At 47.0% G+C, this 19,725-nt stretch carries 18 protein-coding genes; 3 read left to right on the top strand and 15 right to left on the bottom strand.

Annotated features, from left to right (window positions below; all coding sequences use genetic code 11):
- The first annotated feature begins 14 nt into the window (after positions 1-14).
- Positions 15-173 carry an ArsC/Spx/MgsR family protein gene (locus RMO52_RS15325; RefSeq protein ID WP_310415795.1) on the top strand — a complete coding sequence of 53 codons (159 nt, stop codon included), beginning with the start codon at positions 15-17 and terminating at the stop codon, positions 171-173.
- 73 nt (positions 174-246) lie between these two features.
- Here the strand turns inward: RMO52_RS15325 and RMO52_RS15320 are convergent, their stop codons facing one another.
- The 9 genes from RMO52_RS15320 to RMO52_RS15280 all read right to left on the bottom strand — a co-directional run bounded on the left by RMO52_RS15320 (position 247) and on the right by RMO52_RS15280 (position 10,591).
- A complete protein-coding gene (locus RMO52_RS15320; protein ID WP_310415792.1) occupies positions 247-3,093 on the bottom strand; it encodes a pitrilysin family protein in 2,847 nt (948 codons plus the stop codon).
- A gap of 73 nt (positions 3,094-3,166) precedes the next feature.
- A protein-coding gene (gene prfB, locus RMO52_RS15315) for a peptide chain release factor 2 (RefSeq protein WP_310415789.1) occupies positions 3,167-4,280 on the bottom strand; the annotation gives its coding sequence in 2 pieces (ribosomal slippage) (positions 3,167-4,204 and positions 4,206-4,280; 1,113 coding nt in all).
- Between the two features lie 164 nt (positions 4,281-4,444).
- Entirely contained in the window at positions 4,445-4,741 is a 297-nt protein-coding gene (locus RMO52_RS15310; RefSeq protein ID WP_396135005.1) for a DUF3181 family protein, read from the bottom strand.
- A gap of 80 nt (positions 4,742-4,821) precedes the next feature.
- The gene (locus RMO52_RS15305; protein ID WP_309738916.1) at positions 4,822-5,073 is read right to left on the bottom strand and encodes a 2TM domain-containing protein; all 252 of its coding nucleotides are present in this window, start codon (positions 5,071-5,073) and stop codon (positions 4,822-4,824) included.
- A gap of 115 nt (positions 5,074-5,188) precedes the next feature.
- Positions 5,189-6,214 (bottom strand): 30S ribosomal protein S1, encoded by a 1,026-nt coding sequence (locus RMO52_RS15300; RefSeq protein WP_309738915.1) that lies wholly within the window; start codon positions 6,212-6,214, stop codon positions 5,189-5,191.
- A 251-nt stretch (positions 6,215-6,465) separates the two neighbouring features.
- Positions 6,466-6,888, bottom strand: coding sequence for a hypothetical protein (locus RMO52_RS15295; RefSeq protein WP_310415785.1), 423 nt, complete (start codon positions 6,886-6,888; stop codon positions 6,466-6,468).
- Between the two features lie 145 nt (positions 6,889-7,033).
- Positions 7,034-7,252 carry a DUF5818 domain-containing protein gene (locus tag RMO52_RS15290; RefSeq protein WP_309738913.1) on the bottom strand — a complete coding sequence of 73 codons (219 nt, stop codon included), beginning with the start codon at positions 7,250-7,252 and terminating at the stop codon, positions 7,034-7,036.
- Positions 7,249-9,012 carry a S8 family peptidase gene (locus tag RMO52_RS15285; RefSeq protein WP_310415781.1) on the bottom strand — a complete coding sequence of 588 codons (1,764 nt, stop codon included), beginning with the start codon at positions 9,010-9,012 and terminating at the stop codon, positions 7,249-7,251. Before RMO52_RS15285 ends, RMO52_RS15290 begins: the two co-directional genes overlap by 4 nt.
- 232 nt (positions 9,013-9,244) lie before the next feature.
- Positions 9,245-10,591 (bottom strand): tetratricopeptide repeat-containing serine protease family protein, encoded by a 1,347-nt coding sequence (locus RMO52_RS15280; protein WP_310415778.1) that lies wholly within the window; start codon positions 10,589-10,591, stop codon positions 9,245-9,247.
- 163 nt (positions 10,592-10,754) lie between these two features.
- Here RMO52_RS15280 and raf1 point away from each other — a divergent pair, with 163 nt between their 5' ends.
- Positions 10,755-11,822 carry a RuBisCO accumulation factor 1 gene (gene raf1, locus RMO52_RS15275; RefSeq protein ID WP_310415774.1) on the top strand — a complete coding sequence of 356 codons (1,068 nt, stop codon included), beginning with the start codon at positions 10,755-10,757 and terminating at the stop codon, positions 11,820-11,822.
- 173 nt (positions 11,823-11,995) lie between these two features.
- Here raf1 and RMO52_RS15270 read toward each other — a convergent pair whose 3' ends face one another.
- From RMO52_RS15270 to RMO52_RS15250, 5 genes are all read right to left on the bottom strand, one after another.
- Positions 11,996-12,310: a hypothetical protein gene (locus RMO52_RS15270; protein ID WP_309741799.1), complete on the bottom strand. Its 315-nt coding sequence runs from the start codon at positions 12,308-12,310 to the stop codon at positions 11,996-11,998.
- 186 nt (positions 12,311-12,496) lie between these two features.
- Positions 12,497-14,038, bottom strand: coding sequence for an AAA family ATPase (locus RMO52_RS15265; RefSeq protein ID WP_310415771.1), 1,542 nt, complete (start codon positions 14,036-14,038; stop codon positions 12,497-12,499).
- Positions 14,039-14,276: 238 nt separating this feature from the next.
- On the bottom strand, positions 14,277-14,870 hold the full coding sequence (locus RMO52_RS15260; RefSeq protein WP_309741989.1) for an imm11 family protein: 594 nt from the start codon (positions 14,868-14,870) through the stop codon (positions 14,277-14,279).
- A gap of 99 nt (positions 14,871-14,969) precedes the next feature.
- Complete coding sequence (locus RMO52_RS15255) at positions 14,970-16,874, bottom strand: GTPase (protein WP_310415768.1); 1,905 nt, start codon at positions 16,872-16,874, stop codon at positions 14,970-14,972.
- Between the two features lie 85 nt (positions 16,875-16,959).
- Positions 16,960-18,024, bottom strand: coding sequence for a hypothetical protein (locus RMO52_RS15250; RefSeq protein WP_310415764.1), 1,065 nt, complete (start codon positions 18,022-18,024; stop codon positions 16,960-16,962).
- Between the two features lie 666 nt (positions 18,025-18,690).
- Between RMO52_RS15250 and bcp the strand changes: the two genes are divergently transcribed.
- Positions 18,691-19,161: a thioredoxin-dependent thiol peroxidase gene (gene bcp, locus RMO52_RS15245; RefSeq protein WP_396135004.1), complete on the top strand. Its 471-nt coding sequence runs from the start codon at positions 18,691-18,693 to the stop codon at positions 19,159-19,161.
- 15 nt (positions 19,162-19,176) lie between these two features.
- Here the strand turns inward: bcp and RMO52_RS15240 are convergent.
- Positions 19,177-19,725, bottom strand: a 549-nt coding sequence (locus tag RMO52_RS15240; protein WP_310415758.1) for a M15 family metallopeptidase, incomplete at its 5' end; no start/stop codon positions are given.

Here is a 19,725-nt window from a genome sequence, read left to right as displayed (position 1 = left end):
GACAATCTTATCGATTGCTCGATGAAACTAAAGATGCCTGGAATGAAACCGAGTGGATAAAAGCTTTTAGTGAAGATGTAATGTTACTCAAACGACCGATTTTTGTCAAAGATGGCATCGCGATCGCTGTCGGTTTTCGGGATGTTGCTAAAATCAAAGAAAAGCTTGGTTAATTAAATAATAATTAATAAAAATAGGGGCAACTCATGCTACCCCTACTTTTAAGCTAGTCTACAAGATTTAAAGTTACTTCTTTGGTGGCCCTGCGGTGATGACAACCAATCGATCGGGTTGAATTAGTTCCTTGGCGACTTGGTTTACTTGTGCCAATGTTACAGCTTTAATTTTCTGAGGAAATTCGCTAATTTCATTGGGGTTTAAATTAAAGACGGCATTGCCGAGAGTTGCGCCAGCGATTTCGTCAGGGGAGGCAAGATCGACAGTATAGTTGCCAGAGATACTGCGTTTGGAGTTATCTACTTCGGCTTGGGTGACGCCTTTAGCTTGGAGATCCTTTAGCAGTGCGATCGTGCTTTGAGTCGCCTTTTGAGCATCCTCTGGAGCGGTTTGCATCGAGATGATGAAGGTACCCTGACGTTTGCCAGCAGCAAAGCTACTATAGATGCCGTAAGTTAAACCTTGACGATCGCGAATTTCGGTACCCAGACGGCTGGAGAGGGTATCGCCACCGAGGATTTGATTTAATACCAAGGCGGAGTAAAAACGCGGATCTTTGCGATCGATCGCTTTATTGCCCAAGAGGGTAACTGATTGAGTTTTGCCAGGGAGCGCGGGGTTAACCTGCACCTGCGCGGTCGGTAATTGGGGAGTGGGATAATCGAGTTTGACTGCTTTAGCAGTGGCAGACCATTTACCCAAGTTGGCTTCTAATAAGCGTTGGACATCGGCAACTTTGAAGTCCCCGACGATCGCGAGAATCGTATTACTTGGGAGGTAGTGCTGGCGATAAAAGGCTTGTAAATCTGTCCCCGTCAAACCAGTTAAGGTTTGAGCGGTGGGGAAAATCGTAAACGGATGATTCTTGGGATAAATCGTCTGCTGAAATTTGCGCCGCGCCACGCTGTTGGGGCTATCTAGTTCGAGTTTGAGACTTGTCAGCGCCCGTTGACGGCTGAGTTCAAATTTCTGGGCGGGGAAGTTAGCATTTTGGACGACATCACCTAATGTTTGCAACAGGATTGGTAAATCTTTAGACAAAGCATTCCCACCCAAGCCCACACCTTCGCGACTAGCCGCAAACCCCAGTCCCGCACCGCGATTTTCCAATGTTTTGGCGATCGTCAGAGCAGTTTGAGTTTTGGTACCACTCATCAGATTGGCAGCAGTTAGCGAGGCTAATCCGGCTTTGTCTGGCGTGTCATATTCCGTCCCCGCTTGAATATTCCCGGTCAAAGTTACCGTCGGCGTACTGGCATCAGGGAGTAAGAATACCCGCAAGCCATTTTTGAGCTTCACCTCTTGGGGCAAGGCTTGCGTCTGGCTGATGCTATCGGCATCGAGTGGGGGGAGATATTTTGCCAGTTCGCTGGGGTCTACAGGCGTACCTGGATTGTAATTAGCGACTGTTTGGGCACCGCCACCGGGTGCTGCTGGTACTGCGGCGGTAATTTGGGTGGGTTCAAAAAAGCCGATCGTTTTTAGATTGGGTTGGAGATATTTTTTGGCTACGCGCTGAATATCGGCAACGGTGACGCGTTCGACTCCGGCGAGGTATTTATCGGTAAATTGATAGTCACCAGTGGTAGTTTGGTCGCTACCGAGTTGTCTGGCTTGACTATTGATATCCCGATTGCCGAGCAGATAGCCAGCCTTGAGTTGGACTTTGGCGCGAGAGATTTCCGTGGTGGTGACGGGTTTGGATTGAATGAGCTTAATTTCTCTAGCAATAGCCGCTTCGAGTTTTGGCAAAGATTTACCGACTTCCACGATCGAAGACAGCTCATACCAACCACCTGCTGCGAGATTGGCTGCACCACCGTCGAGACTAGTCGCAATCCCGGTTTCGACGATCGACTGATACATCCGCGAGCTGCGTCCTTCGGTGAGGACATAATTCATCACATCGATCGCGGGAACGTCGGGATGATTGGCATTGGGTAATGGATACGTCTCGATCGCGATTTGGGTACTACCAGGTTCTTTGAGCGTCAACCGCTGGTTGGGCTTGGTAGTAACTGGCACGATCTGCGGTTTCGCCACTTTCAGTTCGCGACGCGGTACTTTACCCAATGTCTGCTGCACTTTCGCCATCAAACTGGGAGTATCGAAGTCGCCTACCACCACTAATGTGGCGTTATTGGGTGCATAGTATGAATCATAATAAGAACGCACCTGTTCGACGGTAAATTTCTCGACATCGGCTTTAGTACCGCCAACCGTCAAACCATAAGGACTATTAGGAAAAGCCGCGCGTTTGACAAGTCGATCGAGTCGATAACTAGGGCTATTTTCATAGCCTTGGAGTTCCGAAATTACCACCCGCTTTTCACCAGTCAGTTTCTCAGTATCGATCGTCGAATTCTGCATTCGATCGGCTTCTAATGTCAATAAACTCGTAAGCTTATTCTTCTCCACCGTCCCAAAATAAGCCGTCTGATCGTAACTGGTAAAAGCATTAAAATTACTACCTAAAGCTGCAAATAATCGCCCGAATTGAACCGGGCGATCTTTGGTACCTTTAAATAACATATGCTCTAATTGGTGAGCGATCCCATTGACCCCTGGAGCTTCATTCCGCGAACCAATTTTATAAAAAACCTGTACCGTTACAACTGGAGCATTGTGGACTTCTTTGGTTAAGACTGTCAGCCCATTTTCTAGAACTGTCTTCCGAACATTTGCCGTTAAAGTAGTAGGCTTCTTCGTAGGTATAGTTGGCGACTTACTCGACTGTACTCCAGGTTGTTTTGCTAGCTCAGAGCTGACATTTGACTCAGCGCTAACGCTGCTGCTTGGCGGCGTAGACATGGCTACCTGTGGCGATGCCAAAATCGCGCTCACACAGACACCAAACAACAATATCCCAAACCGATACCGTCGCCAAGTTACCCAAAAATCTCTAATTTTCAACATCTTTCCTGAATATCTATAATTGATGCACTAACTGACAGTCTTCATTCGTAGCGTAATTAAAATGTGAGTTAGACTAACTCACCATCTGATTTTCTTGACGGAGATATGCTTCGATAAATTCATCGATTTCACCATTCATCACATCAGTAACGGCAGTTGTTTCTACACTCGTGCGGAGATCCTTCACCATTTGATAGGGATGAAAGACATAATTGCGGATTTGTTGACCCCAAGCAGCTTCAACGATATCGCCGCGAATTTCGGCGATTTCTTTAGTTTTTTGTTCTTGAGCGATAATTAGTAACTTCGCTTTGAGAATCACTAAGGCTTTCTCTTTATTTTGAAGCTGACTGCGCTCTTGAGTACAGCGCACAGCAACCCCCGTAGGCTTGTGGACGATCCGGACGGCTGTTTCTACCTTATTCACATTTTGACCGCCCTTACCGCCCGCACGGGTGGTAGTGATCTCCAGATCGGTGTCGGGAATGTCAAGTTGCACAGAATTGTCAATCAGTGGCATCACTTCCACACCAGCAAAACTCGTCTGGCGTTTATCATTGGCATTAAATGGCGAAATTCTCACGAGACGGTGAGTGCCTTTTTCACTGCGGAGATAGCCATAGGCATATTTGCCCTCAATTTCCAGGGTTGCGGATTTTAGTCCGGCTTCTTCTCCTTCGGAGATTTCGGCAAGTTGGACTTTAAATTTACGCGCCTCCGCCCAACGGGTGTACATCCGCAAGAGCATTTCAGCCCAATCCTGGGCATCTGTGCCCCCAGCACCAGCGTTAATCGTAAGTATTGCCCCCTTCGCATCATAGGTTCCTGATAGTAACTGTTCTAATTCCCATCGATCGAGTTCTACACCGACTTGGGAAAGGTTTTGTTGGGCTTCTCGTTCTAGTGCTTCATCAGGTTCGAGTTCTAGCAATTCTAACGCGGTTCGAGCATCGGCGATGCTGCTTTGCCAGTGCCGAAATTGTGCTAGGTGAGACTTGTACTCGTTGAGTTCTTGCATGGCAGCTTGAGCCACCGTTTGGTTCTCCCAAAACTCTGGCTGAGCGGCTACTTGCTCCAAGTCTTGAATCTTGGCTGTCAGTGCCGGGATGTCAAAGATATTCCTGGGTCTTGCCCAGGCGATCGGTCAGGATGTTAATATCGCGTTTGATGTCTACTGTGTCGATCATTCTTTAGTGGATAGTGGATAGTGGATAGTGGATAGTGCATAGGGTGGGCACTGCCCACCATCTAGGTTCTAGTTGGTAGGGTGGGCACTGCCCACCAGCTAGGATCGAGGCTGTCGGAGAGGTAATTATTAATTACTAATTAATAATTATCGAACCACCCCATGCTAGAGAGTGCGGGCGTAGTCTTCGAGGATGTCCATCAATCTGGCTTGAGATGTGACGGGGATGAGATTGAGTAGGGGCATTTTTTGTCTGCCGCCACCGAGATCGATCGAGATATTAGTAAGGATCTCGGTGAGTTTATCGCCAGTCAAACCACTAATTAACAATGGAAAAACTTGTTCGGCTAATGTGGTGTGGAGTTTAGCATCTTTGAGATAAAGGTGCCACTTCGCAACATCGATGTAGACTTTATCGCCGATTTCTGCTGCTAATTCTTCGATTTGTTGATTGCTAGCCATGATAATTTGGGGATTAGTTGGCAATAGTAAAGGTGCAACTGGATCGATAGTGGGAATGCCCACATTCCGGCGATCCTTAGTTAGCTATTAGACTTTGGCGAGTAATCGGCAATTGTGAAGATGTATAGAGCATGTCCGAACAGGACTGATGCCCAGATACTAGTCACCCAGACAGCCCAGCTCCAGTTTGCTTTTTGAAAGATGTCAAAAAACCACAGTCCAGAGTTGGATGCTGAGAACAGGGCGACATGAAATGCAAATGTCATTCGATCGTCTAATTTACGATATTCGGGGTCGTTTCGATCGGGTTCGCGCGGCCAACGGGGAGGCATAGTTTAGGTTTTAGGTTTTAGGTTTTGGGCTTTAGGTCAGCCTTTAGTGGGATGGGAATAATAAAAAGAGGGACTAGCCCTCTCTTTATTTTAGCCACTAAGAATCAAAATGGATTTAGGCTTCAGCAGTTGCTTCTTCTACTACTACGTCTTCCTCAATAGCAGAGGGAATTTCTTCTTCTACTAAATCGACTACTTCTTCTTCTACTGCGGGCGGAATCTCGATCGATTCTAAGGGTTGACCGGAAGCTTTAGCTAGCAACATCTCACGATATTTAGCGGCCATTTCATCGGCCATTTCATACACGCGATCGCGATTTTTGATCATGTCGCCCGGTTCTGGCTCTAGTTGCTTGGTAGATAGCGAGATCCGTCCGCGCTCGGCATCGAGATCGATGATCATTACTTTGACTTCATCATTGACATTGAACACGCTGTGCGGCGTGTCGATGTGGTCGTGTGAAATCTCGGAAATGTGCAGCAGTCCGCTGACGCCACCGATATCGATGAATGCACCGTAAGGTTTGATGCCGCGTACCGAACCGATCACGACTTCGCCGACTTCGAGGCGATTCATCTTACGTTCGACTAGGGCGCGACGGTGGCTCAATACCAGACGGTTGCGATCTTCGTCTACTTCTAAGAACTTGAGGGGAAGTTCTTCGTTTACTAATTCTTCTTTCGCTTTGCGGGTGCTGATGTGCGAACCGGGAATAAATCCGCGCAGTCCTTCAATGCGGACTAGGGCACCACCACGGTTGGTCGCAAATACTTGCGATCGCACGGTCGCATCTTCGGCTTGAAGCTGGCGTACCCGCTCCCACGCCCGCATGTATTCGATCCGGCGGATGGAGAGAGTGAGTTGCCCGTCTTCATTTTCATCGGTGAGGATGAAAAATTCGCGAGTTTCGTTAGACTGGAGTACTTCTTCAGGTTGATCGACACGGTTGATCGACATCTCCTGAATGGGAATATATGCCGCAGTTTTCGCGCCAATGTCAATCAGAGCGCCCCGTGGCTCCAGGCTGAATACGGTACCAGCAACGACATCGCCAGGGCTAAAGTGGTAATCGTATTTATCGAGTAATGCTGCGAAATCGTCGAGGGTGAAGCCGATATCTGCTGTTTTCTGACTGGCCATGCAATATTATAGTTTATCCTAGTGGTGTTCTCTTCCGTATTAATCCGCCTCCTATCGATGTACGCGCACGTTGACTAAAGTAATTCAGTTAATAATGTGTCGCTTACACCTACATATCTCTATCCGTCTCAACTGAGAACGTTGAAGAGTTAATATTTAGAGTCCAAACATCGTATTTTAGCACACGATCGGGCGACTTTTCATCCTCAATGTTCGATCGATCGCTTCACCTACCCAAAAATTGACATCGATTAATATTCAAAATCGTCAGTCAGATCCCGGCGTTCCAATCTTCTCACGCGCCGATTTAACAATCTATTTTTGCGTTGCATCTCTGACAATTCAAAATTTAGATCGTCAGCATAATTTCTCAGCGGTGTAAATCCATCCCGCACGATGAGCATAATTGACGCTTCGATACTACCGATGCGGTTTCGTAAGTCAACTATATCTTCCCGCAAAGCATTGTCATTTTGCTTCATAGCAACAATATCCTGCTTGAGTTCGCCGACATCTTGCTTGAGGACGCCGACATCTTGCTTGAGGACACCGACATCTTGCTTGAGGAGGGCAATATCTTGTTGCATTGCGCCCATCCCTTGCTGCATTACTCCCATCCCTTGCAAGACTAGGCTTAACTGGTGTTCGATTCGATCGAGTTTTTCTTCGGACATGATTGAGTTCCCGAACCAATTCTAATTGACGATATTATAATTCATCGTAGCTAATTAGTCGATCGGAAACGACAAAGTTAGAGACAAAAACGCTGTCCCTACCTATATCGTTTATGGCTGCAAGCCATTCAACCAAAAACTGATTTTATAAGATCTCGAAAGAATTGACATTCAAGACCTTACCAATCATCGCCAGCGTCATGACATCATCGTTTAACGTCCCTTGCACCTTGACGTGCAATCCCACTTCGCGTAGATCGCGAGGACAGTCTAACAACTCGTAAGTAGTCCCATCTTCAGTTACCAATGCCCATGCACCAGTACCAAACCCTTTATGCTCAATGCCACCAATCACCGTAATCATACTGTTTGAGAATCTCCTCTCGCCGCAAATCTAGCTAAACCAAAACATAACAATCCATTCACGATTAAGAAACCGCGAGCAATGCCTCCGTCACCTAACAACCACACATTGGGAGCGACTACCGCACTTACCAACACGCAGGATGCTACACCCAAACTAGTGCCAACTGCAAACCATTTTCCAGCAGGAACCGACCAGCAGACCACTAGTAATACTAGCGGAATTAGGACACTTGCGAACATTGGATTGAGCATACTGTCACCAGAAATTGCATTCCCGAGTTCGGGAATCGAACTGCCTAAGAGACGGAAGGGTGCTTGGGGCAGATCGAATATATACAGTCCCTTGAGGAGAAACAACCCACTGCTCCCAGCAATCATCCCACTAAAGAGGGGGAAACTAAAGGGTAGATAGTTCCGAATCAAGAAGGCGAGTAGGTACGATCCCAGCACCATGGCGATTTTTGGCACCAGTGCGATCGCGCCACCATCGATCCAGAAGCGGAGGTTGAGATAACCATTATCGCGCAACCAGCGGAAGAAATCATTGAAGGTGATTTTACCTTTTTGGGCGAGTTTGACGGCAGCAGCAGCGTCTAAGTTGCCCGCTCCGTAGAAGTTTTGCGGATCTTGCTCGATTTTGCGAACCGACTGCTGGAGTACGGCAAACACTTCTTCGGGTGCTGTAACGCCTGTTGATTTAATTAGTGCGGCGACGCCAGCAACGTGGGGAGCTGCCATACTCGTACCTTGGAACCCAGCGATAATCGGCTGGTTGGTACTGGGATCGACGGTTTCTTGCCAGATCTTGCTGCCATGTCCGCCACCAGGAGCGGCGATATCTACCCCTGCGCCGTAGTTAGAAAATTCGGCGCGTTCGCCTTGAGCATCGGTGGCGGCGACGCCAATCACCCGCGCATAGCGGGCGGGATAGGATGCCGAATTATTGTTTTCATTCCCAGCGGCGGCGATAATTACTACGCCTTTGTTGTAGGCATATTCGATCGCGTCTTTCATGACTTGGCTTTCGCCACCACCACCGAGGCTCATGTTGATCACATCGGCTTTATTATCGGCAGCAAATCTAATTGCTTCGGCGATGTCGCTAATCGTCCCACCACCGCCACCAGATAAGACTTTCAGGGGCATGATTTGGGCTTCATAGGCAACTCCGGCTACACCGTAGTTATTGTTGGTAGATTGGGCGACAGTGCCCGCTACGTGAGTGCCATGTCCGTTGTCGTCGTCAGCATCAACCTTATCGTTGACAAAATCATACCCAGCGACAAATTCAGTCTGAGCTAAGTCGGGAACCTTGCTGACGCCAGTATCGATAATCGCCACGACAACACCTTTACCGCGATTTTCTTCCCAGGCTTGCTCGGCATGGATGCTATGCAAATGCCACTGCTTGCTGTATTGGGGGTCGTTGGGGGCGACGGTGGCACGATAGATATAGTTAGGCTCGATCGCTTCGACATCCTGAATCAGATCGGATGCCCGCAATTTGTCGAGCAATGCGCGATCGCCTTTGACAGTATACGTGTGTTCGGCTTGCGAAAATTGACTATTGAGACGTGGCGCGAGTTGATATTGCCCGCTCAATACTTGCAATTGCCGATCGATCTCGGTAGCTGCAATATCTTCTTTAAAGTCGATAACTAGTGAGTCAAACTCGCCTTTGGTTGCCAATCCTTGGAAATTAGAGATGGCGAACCCTATGCCCAGACAGAACAGGCACAAGATTAACAGTTTCCGCATACTCAGCGATCGCGCTTGCGCTTAAATGAATATCCCTAGCATAACTGAACATTTTGGTTTTCGCCGTGATTTAGATGGGAGTTGGGAGTTGGGAGTTGGGAGTTAGAAGATTTGAGGGGTTAGAGATTAGAGATTGGAGATTACAGACTGAACTGACATCAAAATTCACACACCCTCTTACCAACTCCCAATCTTCACTATCTCCCATCTCCCCACTCCCATCTCCCATCTCCTACCCCCTAACCAACTGCTTAATCTTCTCAACCGTCTCAAAATATTCTACATCCTTGCCTTGCTTTTGATATAGCTCGGCGGCGGCGATATAATTTTCGACAGCGACGCGGTTGTTGCCCAATTGATGATAGGCAAAGGCGCGACGGGTGTAAGCATCGGCATCGGCGGGGTTGAGAGCGATCGCGCGATCGTAGTCTTTTAGCCCGCTTTGGCAGTTGCGTAATTCGCATAGTGCTAAGCCACGTCCGACGTAGATGGCGGAAATATTCGGGTTGAGGATCGCAGCAATATCAAAGTCCGATTTTGCGCCTTGCCAATTGCTCAGGACGTTGCGGACACTGCCCCGATGCAAGTAGGCTTGAGGATGCTGGGGATCGATCGCGATCGCGCGGGTGTAGTCAGCTTCGGCTCCTTGCCAGTCTTTGGTGAGGCTACGGGCGATCCCCCGCCGAAAATAGATTTCCTTAAATTGAGGATCGATCTCTAAGGCACGATTGTAATCGGCGATCGCGTTTTGATAGTCGCCTGTTTGGGATTTTTCCTGAGCAGTAATAAAAAAATCGTCGGCGGTAGGCGACGACGATAGCGGCTGCGGTGGCTTTGGCTCGATTTCAACGTTGAGTTGACTGGCAATTTGCGTGAATGTATTCATGGGAATCGCTAGCCCACTGACTGGCTTGACGCGATTCTCCAGGGGAGAGGCTACGCCAACGCGATTGGCACTGACAGTTGTCGTACCGACACTCCGCCCATTAATCCCAATCAAGCTACCCGTGTCGTTAAATAAACCCCCACCACTCATTCCAGGCAGGATCGTTGCAGTACCCAAGGCAATCCCGTAGCCATAAGCTTGTGGTTGATGGCTGATGGCGACAACGGTACCAGGATAAAACTGTAATGAGTTTGCCCTAAATCCGGCGACAAAAATGCGCTGTCCTCTGGCGACTGTCTGGGAATCGCCGACTGTGGCGACGGTATAATTGCGATCGCTTTGGAAAGTCACAGTCGCCAAATCGAATGAATTAGGAGCAAGTTTTACAGCGCTAGGATCGATCGAGTATTGTTGTCGATCGGGTGTGGTAATCGTCAATGGTGAATTGCGAAGATCGGTGACAACATGAGCGGCGGTGAGGATCGTATAAGTATTGCCGACATGTTTGATAATCACGCCAGAACCTTGCCCAGTTCTGGTTTCGATCGAGACAACTCGATCCGTGGCAAATTCTTTAGATGAGAGCGTCGGGGTGGTAACTGGCGATTGTTGCTGAGCTTGGCTGGGCGCAATCTGGATGAAGGGGATGGCGATGCCGATACTGCAAACAGCAGGAACTAGTTGTATACGCATTAAGTAATTGTGAATTGAATAAGATGAACCATGACTTAGCACCCAATTTCTACTCTCAACGTGCCCATCCTATCGCCAAATGAACAGATCGCGATCGATTCGCATTGTCAGAGGTTGTGCCAACGTAAGATACTAGAGATCTATCGATTCACAAGACCCAACCATGACAGAACTTACTGATAACCAGCCCCCCATCGATACAGAAGCCCTGCTGCTCATGCTGCGGCGCAAAGAAGGCAACTGGGTAGGCTGGGGTAAAGCTTGCCAACAACTACAGAAATCAGGACTCAATCCCCAAGAAATTTTTGAGGCGACTGGATTTGAACCGATTCAGCAAAATCAAATCATTGTGGGCGCTCAAGTTTTCGATAGCCTCATGAGTGTCGGAGTAGCTCCCGCAACCGAAGCTCACTACCAGCGCGTGGGTAGCGATAGTCTGTACGAACTGCGGATTCTCTCGCAAGCAGATCGGGCGGCGACGGCGGACTATCTCCACGCCCGCAATATCGACTCAGAAGGCTCGAAAGAAGTCGCCAAGGCATTTAAAGAGTTTGCGTACATGCGCCAGCCGCCGGAGGGTTTTACCCATCATCCCGGCGATGCAGTGGCTTATCAGTACTGGCGGTATATCAAGCAACAAGGCGATCTGACTGAAAAAACTCGCCTGATCGCGCGGGGGCTGATGTTTGCTCACAGTCAAAGTGCCCGCAATCAGATCGAAAAATTACTCACCGCACTAACAGCACCGCCAAAAAAGACTGCCCCAGCACTACCCGTTTATCGCTTACAGGCTGATGAGGAGCTACCGCGCACGATTCCCGTTGCTGGCGAATTTCCGCTTGAGAGTAGCATTTTGGCAGATGTGCCCCAAATTGCCGCAACTGGTTCTTTCCAGATCGTCAAGAGTAATTGGGCTGGTGGTTGGGTAACTTTTCCTGGTTGGGGCGTATTGTGTAAAGCCGAAGATCCGATCGCAATTATTGGCGATCTCAAAAATTTAGCACTGAAAAATACCACCGAATCACCAGAAACGATCGTCATTCTCGATCGCAGTGCGACAGAATGGACTGAGTTCGATTATTTTGCGATCGATCGCGATGGTAAGCTGGCGATCGAATGGTTCGAGCAGCCACCCACGATGCCGATTCTCGCCAAGTTAGTCCTGATTACTCATCCCAAACGCCCGATCGATCCCGACACCCCCAAAGATCTCTGGGAACTCGAAGACTAAATCCTCGCAACACTTTTGTATCCCCCAAATTCCTACCAAAGCGAGCTGTATCGAAAAAATCCCCTCCTCGGAGCGAAAAGTGCGGTCTTGGGGTTTCCCCAAGTAGAGCACCTTTTCAAGACAGGGGTGCCCAACGGGCGGGGTGGGTAGATCTCCGCCGTAGTAAGCCAACCTCAAGAAAACCAAAAAGCGATCGCTAAACCCGCCAATATTAATAAGGGAACAACCCGCACCAAAGTCCCCCAAAATCCAATCCGGGTACGTTCCTCCAGCTTGACATCAATTATTCTGATTTCCCCTTTCACAACATCAATCTTGCCATCGAGCTTGGTTTCGAGATTGTGAATCTGTCCCTCTAATCTGGCAAGTCCCACCCGCATTTCCTCACGCAATCCAGTCATAGAGGCGGTAAGAGTAGCAATCGCTTTACTATTCTCCTCCACCGCAGTTTTAATTTCTTTGAGATCTTGGTCTGTGGATTGTGTCATGATGTCGATCGATAAATTTGTGTCTTTAAAGTATCCCCGTAGTGTCGATCTGTATTGGTGGGGCTACTCTTATTTTACGAGTATTTTCTCCAGCAATAGATAACTACATCGATTCCGCGATCGTTACTTGTTCTTATCTGCTCATCGCTAGTCTTACTGCGCTCGTCTTCACCCGATCGATCGCGCCTAAAGTTGCTCTAGAAAGAGCGTAAGATCTTGAGTAGTATCCACCGTCATTACATATTTGCTTTCCGCTGGCGTAAACTCTTCCCAAGCCGCCTGTTGACTGGCAAGTAAATCTACCGTCGCATCGGCAATATCCCCAGTTCGTTGAATTAATCGATCGCGTAACACATCCGCAGGTGCAGTACAGTGAATCCTTTGCAAAGGTATCCCGCGATCGGTGGCTAAATCGACCACAGCAGTCCGCAAAGCCTGTCGATCGTACTTGGCATCCAAAATCACAGTAAAGCCTTGTGCCGTCAATTTTGATGCCAATTCTAGTACCCGCTGGTAAGTTTTGGCTGTCATTGCGGGCGTATAGAGACTGTCATCACCCTTGCTCTGTAGTTCGATCCCACCTAAATGTTTTCGCACCGCATCCGAGCGCAAATGCACGCCACCTACTTCTAGCGCAATCTTTTTACCTAGCGTACTTTTACCCGCACCAGATAAACCCGATAGCATTATCAGTTGCCCGACTGAAGCCGTGCGCGTATACTCCCAAGCTTGATGGTAATAATCTCCGGCTGTCTTGGCTGCGGCGGCGCACTCTGCACTCGCGATCGTCGGATCGTCGAGGAGGAAAGATGTTACCTTTGCCCGCACGTACGCTTGACGGCTCAGATACATCGGTAATACCTGCAATCCCTCCCAATCTCCTGTTTGTTCGGCATAGGTATTTAGAAACCGATTGGCGAAATCTTTGCCGCCTCTGGCTTCCAAATCCATCACTGCAAAAGCGATATCGTACATCGTATCGACAAAGCGAAATGGTTCGTTAAATTCAATGCAATCGAATAGCAAAGTTCGATCGTGCCAGCGGCAGATATTTCGCAGATGCAAATCGCCATGACACTCACGAATAAAACCACCCGCAATCCGATCGAGAAATAATTGCGAATATTCGAGTAGAAAGCGATCGGTATATGCTTTAGTTTCGGTAAATTGAGCTTGAGTTTGAGCGCGTCCGATATATTTTTCAGTCTGGCGATAGTTATCATCGATCGATTGGCGAATTTTCGCTACCGTGCCAAAGCTACTGATATATTCATCAGTTCGAGCATCAGCATGAAACCGCGCGACTACCCTACCCATTTCTTCGATCTGCTCGATCGTCATTGCCCCCGATTCAAACATATTGCTCAGTAATGCTGATTGCGGAAACTGCACCATTTTTACCGCATAATCTACAATTTCACCATCATTATCTATCTGATATTTATTGCCTTGCTTGGCGATCGAGACAACTTCTAAATATAACTCTCTAGCACCACGTTGATTGAGTCGGATTTCTTCCGTGCAAAAGTGCTGACGTTTGTCGATAGTTGAGTAGTCCAAGAAGCCAAAGTTAACTGGCTTCTTGAGTTTGTAGACAAATTCTCCAGTTAGCAGGACGTAAGAGGCGTGTGTTTGCATCAGTTGGATTGGCATCGTCACCGGATGAGGATAAAATTCCGATGTCAACATTTGCTGGATTAATTCGGATAATGCTGTCGATTCTGGCATAATTTTTTAACATTAAATGGGTGAGTATAATTAATGGATATCAGTATAAAATATGGATGGTGGGCAGTGCCCACCCTACTCAAATGAATACTACTGTTCGCTTAGTTTTATGTGATATTTGGCATTTGGGTTACTCATTGTTGTATTTTACAATTTTTACCCACAATTTTAGTTTGGTCACGCCACTACTGGCTCGACACTGGAACATTACCCTGGCTCTCGTATCGATACTAGACTCCTAACTTTTATAGGAACTAATATCAATTAATTCCAATCCGTTACAATTTTGTGCCAAAATGTCTTGCGCTACATCATCTGATACAGCTAATTCTAATGACGCACTAAAAATATGATCGATAAAAAATACCTTATGAATATTTTCGTCGATAGGATAAAGAACTAACTTGTTTATTTCTGATATTGAGATAATAATTTTATCGTCAACAATGTCTTCTTCTTTTGTATACTCTGACAGCTCTCGATTAATGCAATTAACTCGATCCATTACATTCATTAAAAAAAAGCTGGTTTCTGTATATTCATCACCATTCCAAATAATATTGACAGGAAAGAACTCAATTAAATCAGAATCATACTTCAAGATGACTTGAGCTATTTTATATGAAACAAAAAGCTTGAGTCCGTGATAAAAAATGTCCGTTGGCTTATTGGGATTAACGATATTGATAATTACGTCGTTTGGGAAAATTTCCTGTAATGATTTCCAGGATCTATATTTGATCTTTGATATGTCACTGTCAGAACTTAAAACATGATAGTAACTATTTTCCTCGTAAATCCATTCATCATTTATTTCAAGTATTTTAACCATATTAATTAGTGATAATCTAAATTTTATGAGTTATGATAATCAGCTCTCCAGCCAGTAGGGTGGGCACTGCCCACCATCCATGTTTTATGCTCAGGTTCATCAATTATCTGAACCTAAATAATAATTAAACCGCTCCTGAAGCTGTGCGATCGTGAGCGATCGAGTCCAATATTCCATTAGTGCATGACCGAAAGCATCAGCATTTTTATTTGGTGCGGCGGAGTTATTTAATAACAACGGCCATAGTGATAATAAATCGAAGCTCATCGATTTAGTTGGACTGGTATTTAATAGTGAATACAAATCGTAAGCCATCTGCAACTTACCGATAACTACGGGTAATTGCTCCACGGGAATCTGCGCGGCGAGTAATTGTGCTAGCGCAGGTGTTCCCGTAGTAATAGTAGAGATAAATTCCAATACCGGACTTTTGAGTAGTTGAGTCAGTCCCTGTGTCGTCGTCATCTGGAGACTATATCGATCGATAATCCGCGCTGCTGCTACAATTCGGGCATCCAAATCTCGTAAAAAGCGGGCGAGGCGAATCTGTTTGCTCGGCTCGATCGATTGGAGTAATGCCAATGATAAGGTATCGACACCCCAAGCTAGCCTGTCGATCGTTGGATCGGCATTCACTAGGGGTAAAACTAAATCGCAGTAGTCAGCCAAAAATTCATTGCGATAAGCTACCGCTTCGCGGATGGCGACTTCCTTCGGGCGCGTTCCCGCTTGCCAATCGTAGGGCGGCGTCCACTCCCGCAACGGTCGCACTCGATCGACTTGAGTTACAATCGTGACGATCGGTAAATCGGGATTTGTCTTTTTTAACTCCTGCAAAAAGTCCAGATCCATCTGCAATGCCGGATCGAGCGCAGGGGTGACTAATAATAATAAATCCGCAGTCGCCGCATAATCCAATACTCGATCGCGCAAATCGTCCCGACTGGCTTGCTCGTAACCGGGGCTATCCCATAATGTCAGACTTTCACCACTCGGAATCTGCCATTGATAATTTTGAATCTTGTCAGTACTCGGCAAGACATCGACGACGGCTAACTCGGCTTGAAATAAGGTATTAATCAGACTGCTTTTCCCCGCCCCCGTACGCCCAACTAACAGCAGATCGATCGGTTTTTGCTCGATCTGCGCCTGTGGTTCGGCAGTAGAGAGGATTTCTCTGAGCGTTTGCGTCTTTGCCGCAGTGGGCGCGATCGGTGTAGGTGTAGATAACTGCGGGAGTTTACCGCTATAAAGCGCCACAGCCTGACGGCAGAGGTTCGTTAAGGCAGCTTCGCGCGTCAGTTGACCCAAATTGACCAACAACTGTCGATCGGCGAGACTGGAAGACTCCTTGGTGGCACGTTTGGCGATCGCGGTGACGGGATTGATTAGCCATTGCGCCCAGTTCCATACCTTGAGGATTTTCTGTGCTGATGGAGCCAATTTTTGATATGTTTCGTAGGCTTCATACGTCTGCGCGATCGTCACGCGATCGAGTGCTGGGGCGAGTTTCTGCATCCAGATATCCATATCATCCGTAGTCCCCCGGATCAATCCATACGCCTGAGTCACATAGATATTTAGCAGCGGATATTTGACTTCAGGATGATAAATCTTGGCAATCGCGACGATTAATTCCTGACAGCGCGCCCAAAATGTCGTCCAATCTTCCCAAATCGGTCGATCCACTTGGGAATCAGTAATTACCTTTTGGAGTACCGCGCTTACCTGCTCGGCGGCATCGCCAGTTAACGGCGTAGCATTAGCAGTAATCGATTCAAGTTCCCGACTCGCGGCGGCAATGACATCCGTACCTTTGCCAATCGACGATCGCGTCCAGCGTACCAACAACCACCGCCAACCCACCAACAGCAGCGTAAATATGCCCCAAATCCAATTAATCCCCCACTCATGAATCTTGGTACCAGCAGCAATCAGCAGGAAAATAACGACACTCGCGATCGGCGATACTAGAATAGCCCACTGCCAAGGTTTCAATTGCATATCGATTTCCTACTGACACCAATCTGACCATATCACACTCGATCGTGTCATGTGAATTTCGATCGGAAGGTCATTTTCTATCTCTTCAAATATGACTGACGATCGCCTGAAATATTTTAGGAATATACTCGATCGTCGCATACATCAGCGCTCCAGAAATTGCACCAATAGAAATAATTTTGGTTAAACTCATTGGTGTCAGCACGCTGTTAATTAAGCTGCTTGAATCTACCAATTTCATCTGCTCGATATCTGTGTTTCTATCGAAGGCTCGATCGTGAGTACCGATAAGTTTGATTAGTTGATATTTACCCAGGAATCCATCGATCGTAATATAGTAGTTGTTGTTATAAGAGGAACAGTAAGAATTTTCATAACCCAAGCAAGTATAAAGACAACTTTCGCTAGGGCTATCGACTTTTTTGCACTTTCCTGGTGCGATCGTAAAGCCAGGATAATCGCGAACTAATCTTTCCTGGAGATATCGATCGTGACAATTGTAGCCAGCCATCAATGACTGCTGGAGCAAATTTGAACCATGTTCGAGAATCCAGTCTGCTTTGTCACTAATATCTAAGACGGGAAGTTCTACTGGCGCTATTTCAGTACAGTTATCTATGGATTTAATTAATTGATGTTTTCCCAAGTAGTTATCGATCGTAATATAGTAGTTTTCCTGGTATGCAGAACAATGTGCATGTTCGTACTCAAGGCAAGCGTGAAGACATCTTGCGCTCGGAGTATCGACTTTGGTGTATTTGCGATCGTTAATCTTGAAGCCAGGATAGTCACGGGCTAATCTTTCTGCTAAATAACCATCATTACAATCATAGCCAGCTCTCAATGACTGTTGGAGTAAGTCTGAACCGTACTTAAAAATCCAGTCTTCTTTGTTCTTGATAAATATATCGATCGTAAATATACTACTGACACAAGAAGGAGTCAGTGCATTAGGGGAATAACGATGCCTAAATAGACTATTGTCTACAGTTACCCCATCAGCATGACCCAAGCTCAAATAGGAGTTTTTATCGCTCCAAATCCCATTTTCATAACTAGCTACGCACAGATCTACTGCATCCAAAGCTGCTTCTTGAGATGGATACCATTCCATCTGGTTTTGATGATGCACATACCAGTTGGTTGACACTTTTTTATTGCCCATCATTTACCACCCATCCAAAAGTGAACGATCTTTGCAATTGCGGTCGAGATACCGAGCGAATATGGTGAGTTAACGTCAGTTTGGGTTAAAAGTTGCCTGGAGACTGGAAGTCTCGGCTAGTGATGCAAAGTCCGCCTGTCTGTCTTGTCTCGCTTCCATGGTCGGGAGACCCGACCGGAGCGAGCCGCTTGTCGCGCTAAACCCGGAGGAAACCTCCGGAGCGCGCGCCGCTACGCGGACTTTGCATCACCAGCCCCGATTTTAATCGGAGGCTGAACCCATTAATCGCCATCAAAGACATTCTTATTTTAATCCAATCTCCAAATCTCAGCTTTGGACATATTCGATTAGCCTCGATCGCATCCCCACTCTAAGTAAAATTTAAGCTTCGATCGGCAAAGCTGCCCTTCAAGAATGAATATAGTAATCATAAGTTGTAGGTTGGGTAGAGAGCAACGCGAAACCCAAAATCCACAAAGATCGCTGGCGGAGACAGTTGGGTTGTCTAGTTCTGAGAGGCTGTGCCTACGGCAGGCTATGCCAACGCCAACACATCCGTTCAACCCAACCTACAGATCTAAACAATTGGCGTAAAATCGATCTAGGTTGCCAATCAGAAGTAAGTTACAATGTTTCGGTAAATCAATCGTAATCGAGATGAATATCGGTCAATCTGCTCCTGAATTTACAGCTCTCGATCGAGATGGTAAAAGTCCTCAACTCAGCAATTTTATCGGTCAGTGGCTGGTATTGTATTTTTATCCTGAAGATCTCACTCCTGGCTGTACGACTCAAGCGATCGACTTTACCAGCCAGTTACCGCAATTTCAATCACTCAATACTCAAGTTGTCGGTATCAGTCCCGACTCGATCGAGTCTCATGATAAGTTTATCAAAAAACATAATTTAGAGATTATTTTACTTAGCGATCCGGAACATCAAATTGCTGAAGCCTATGGAGTCTGGCAATTAAAGAAATTTATGGGCAAGGAGTATATGGGCATCATTAGATCGACTTTTCTCATCGATCCAGATGGTAAAATTGCCCAAATTTGGTCGAAAGTCAAAGTCAAAAACCATGCCGAGATCGTACTTCAAGAAGTGCAATCGCTATCGACATAGCAGTGAGTTGGTATCCTAACGCGTACAATCCCATACCCATTTGCCTACAGGCGGCTTCTTTCCATTCCAAGCATAATGCCACCATTCAGTATCGAGATGACGAAAGCCGACAGATGCCATTGTTTTCTTCAGGAGCGATCGGTGCTGGAGAATTTTGGGGGACAATTCCTGGTAGGTATGATGTGCTTTGGGGCTAAATTCGTCGAAGGGGGTGCCCATATTTAGCGGGTTGCCATTCATATCCACGATTGTCAGATCTACCGCCGTACCGCGATTGTGAGCTGAGCCTGTGGCTGGATTGGCGACGTAGCGCTCGTCGGGTTTTATCTGCCACATTTTTTGTTGAATGGGTTGGGGACGATAACAATCAAATAGTCGTAAGCCGCCGTAGCCTTGCTGCTGTAACTGTTGATGTGCTTGCTGTACGGCAGCGGCTACTTCGGGACGGAGGAAGCAGCGAGGGCAGGGATAGAGCTTGGTTTTGACAAAGTTGTTGGTAGTTGCATAGGTAAAATCGAGATCGATGGCTCTTGGCGATTTGGTACTATGGCGATCGCTCGGAAG

It is taken from the genome of Chamaesiphon sp. OTE_8_metabat_110 (genome assembly GCF_031382685.1).
Classification (GTDB): domain Bacteria; phylum Cyanobacteriota; class Cyanobacteriia; order Cyanobacteriales; family Chamaesiphonaceae; genus Chamaesiphon.
This window is presented reverse-complemented; position numbering and strand designations above follow the sequence as displayed.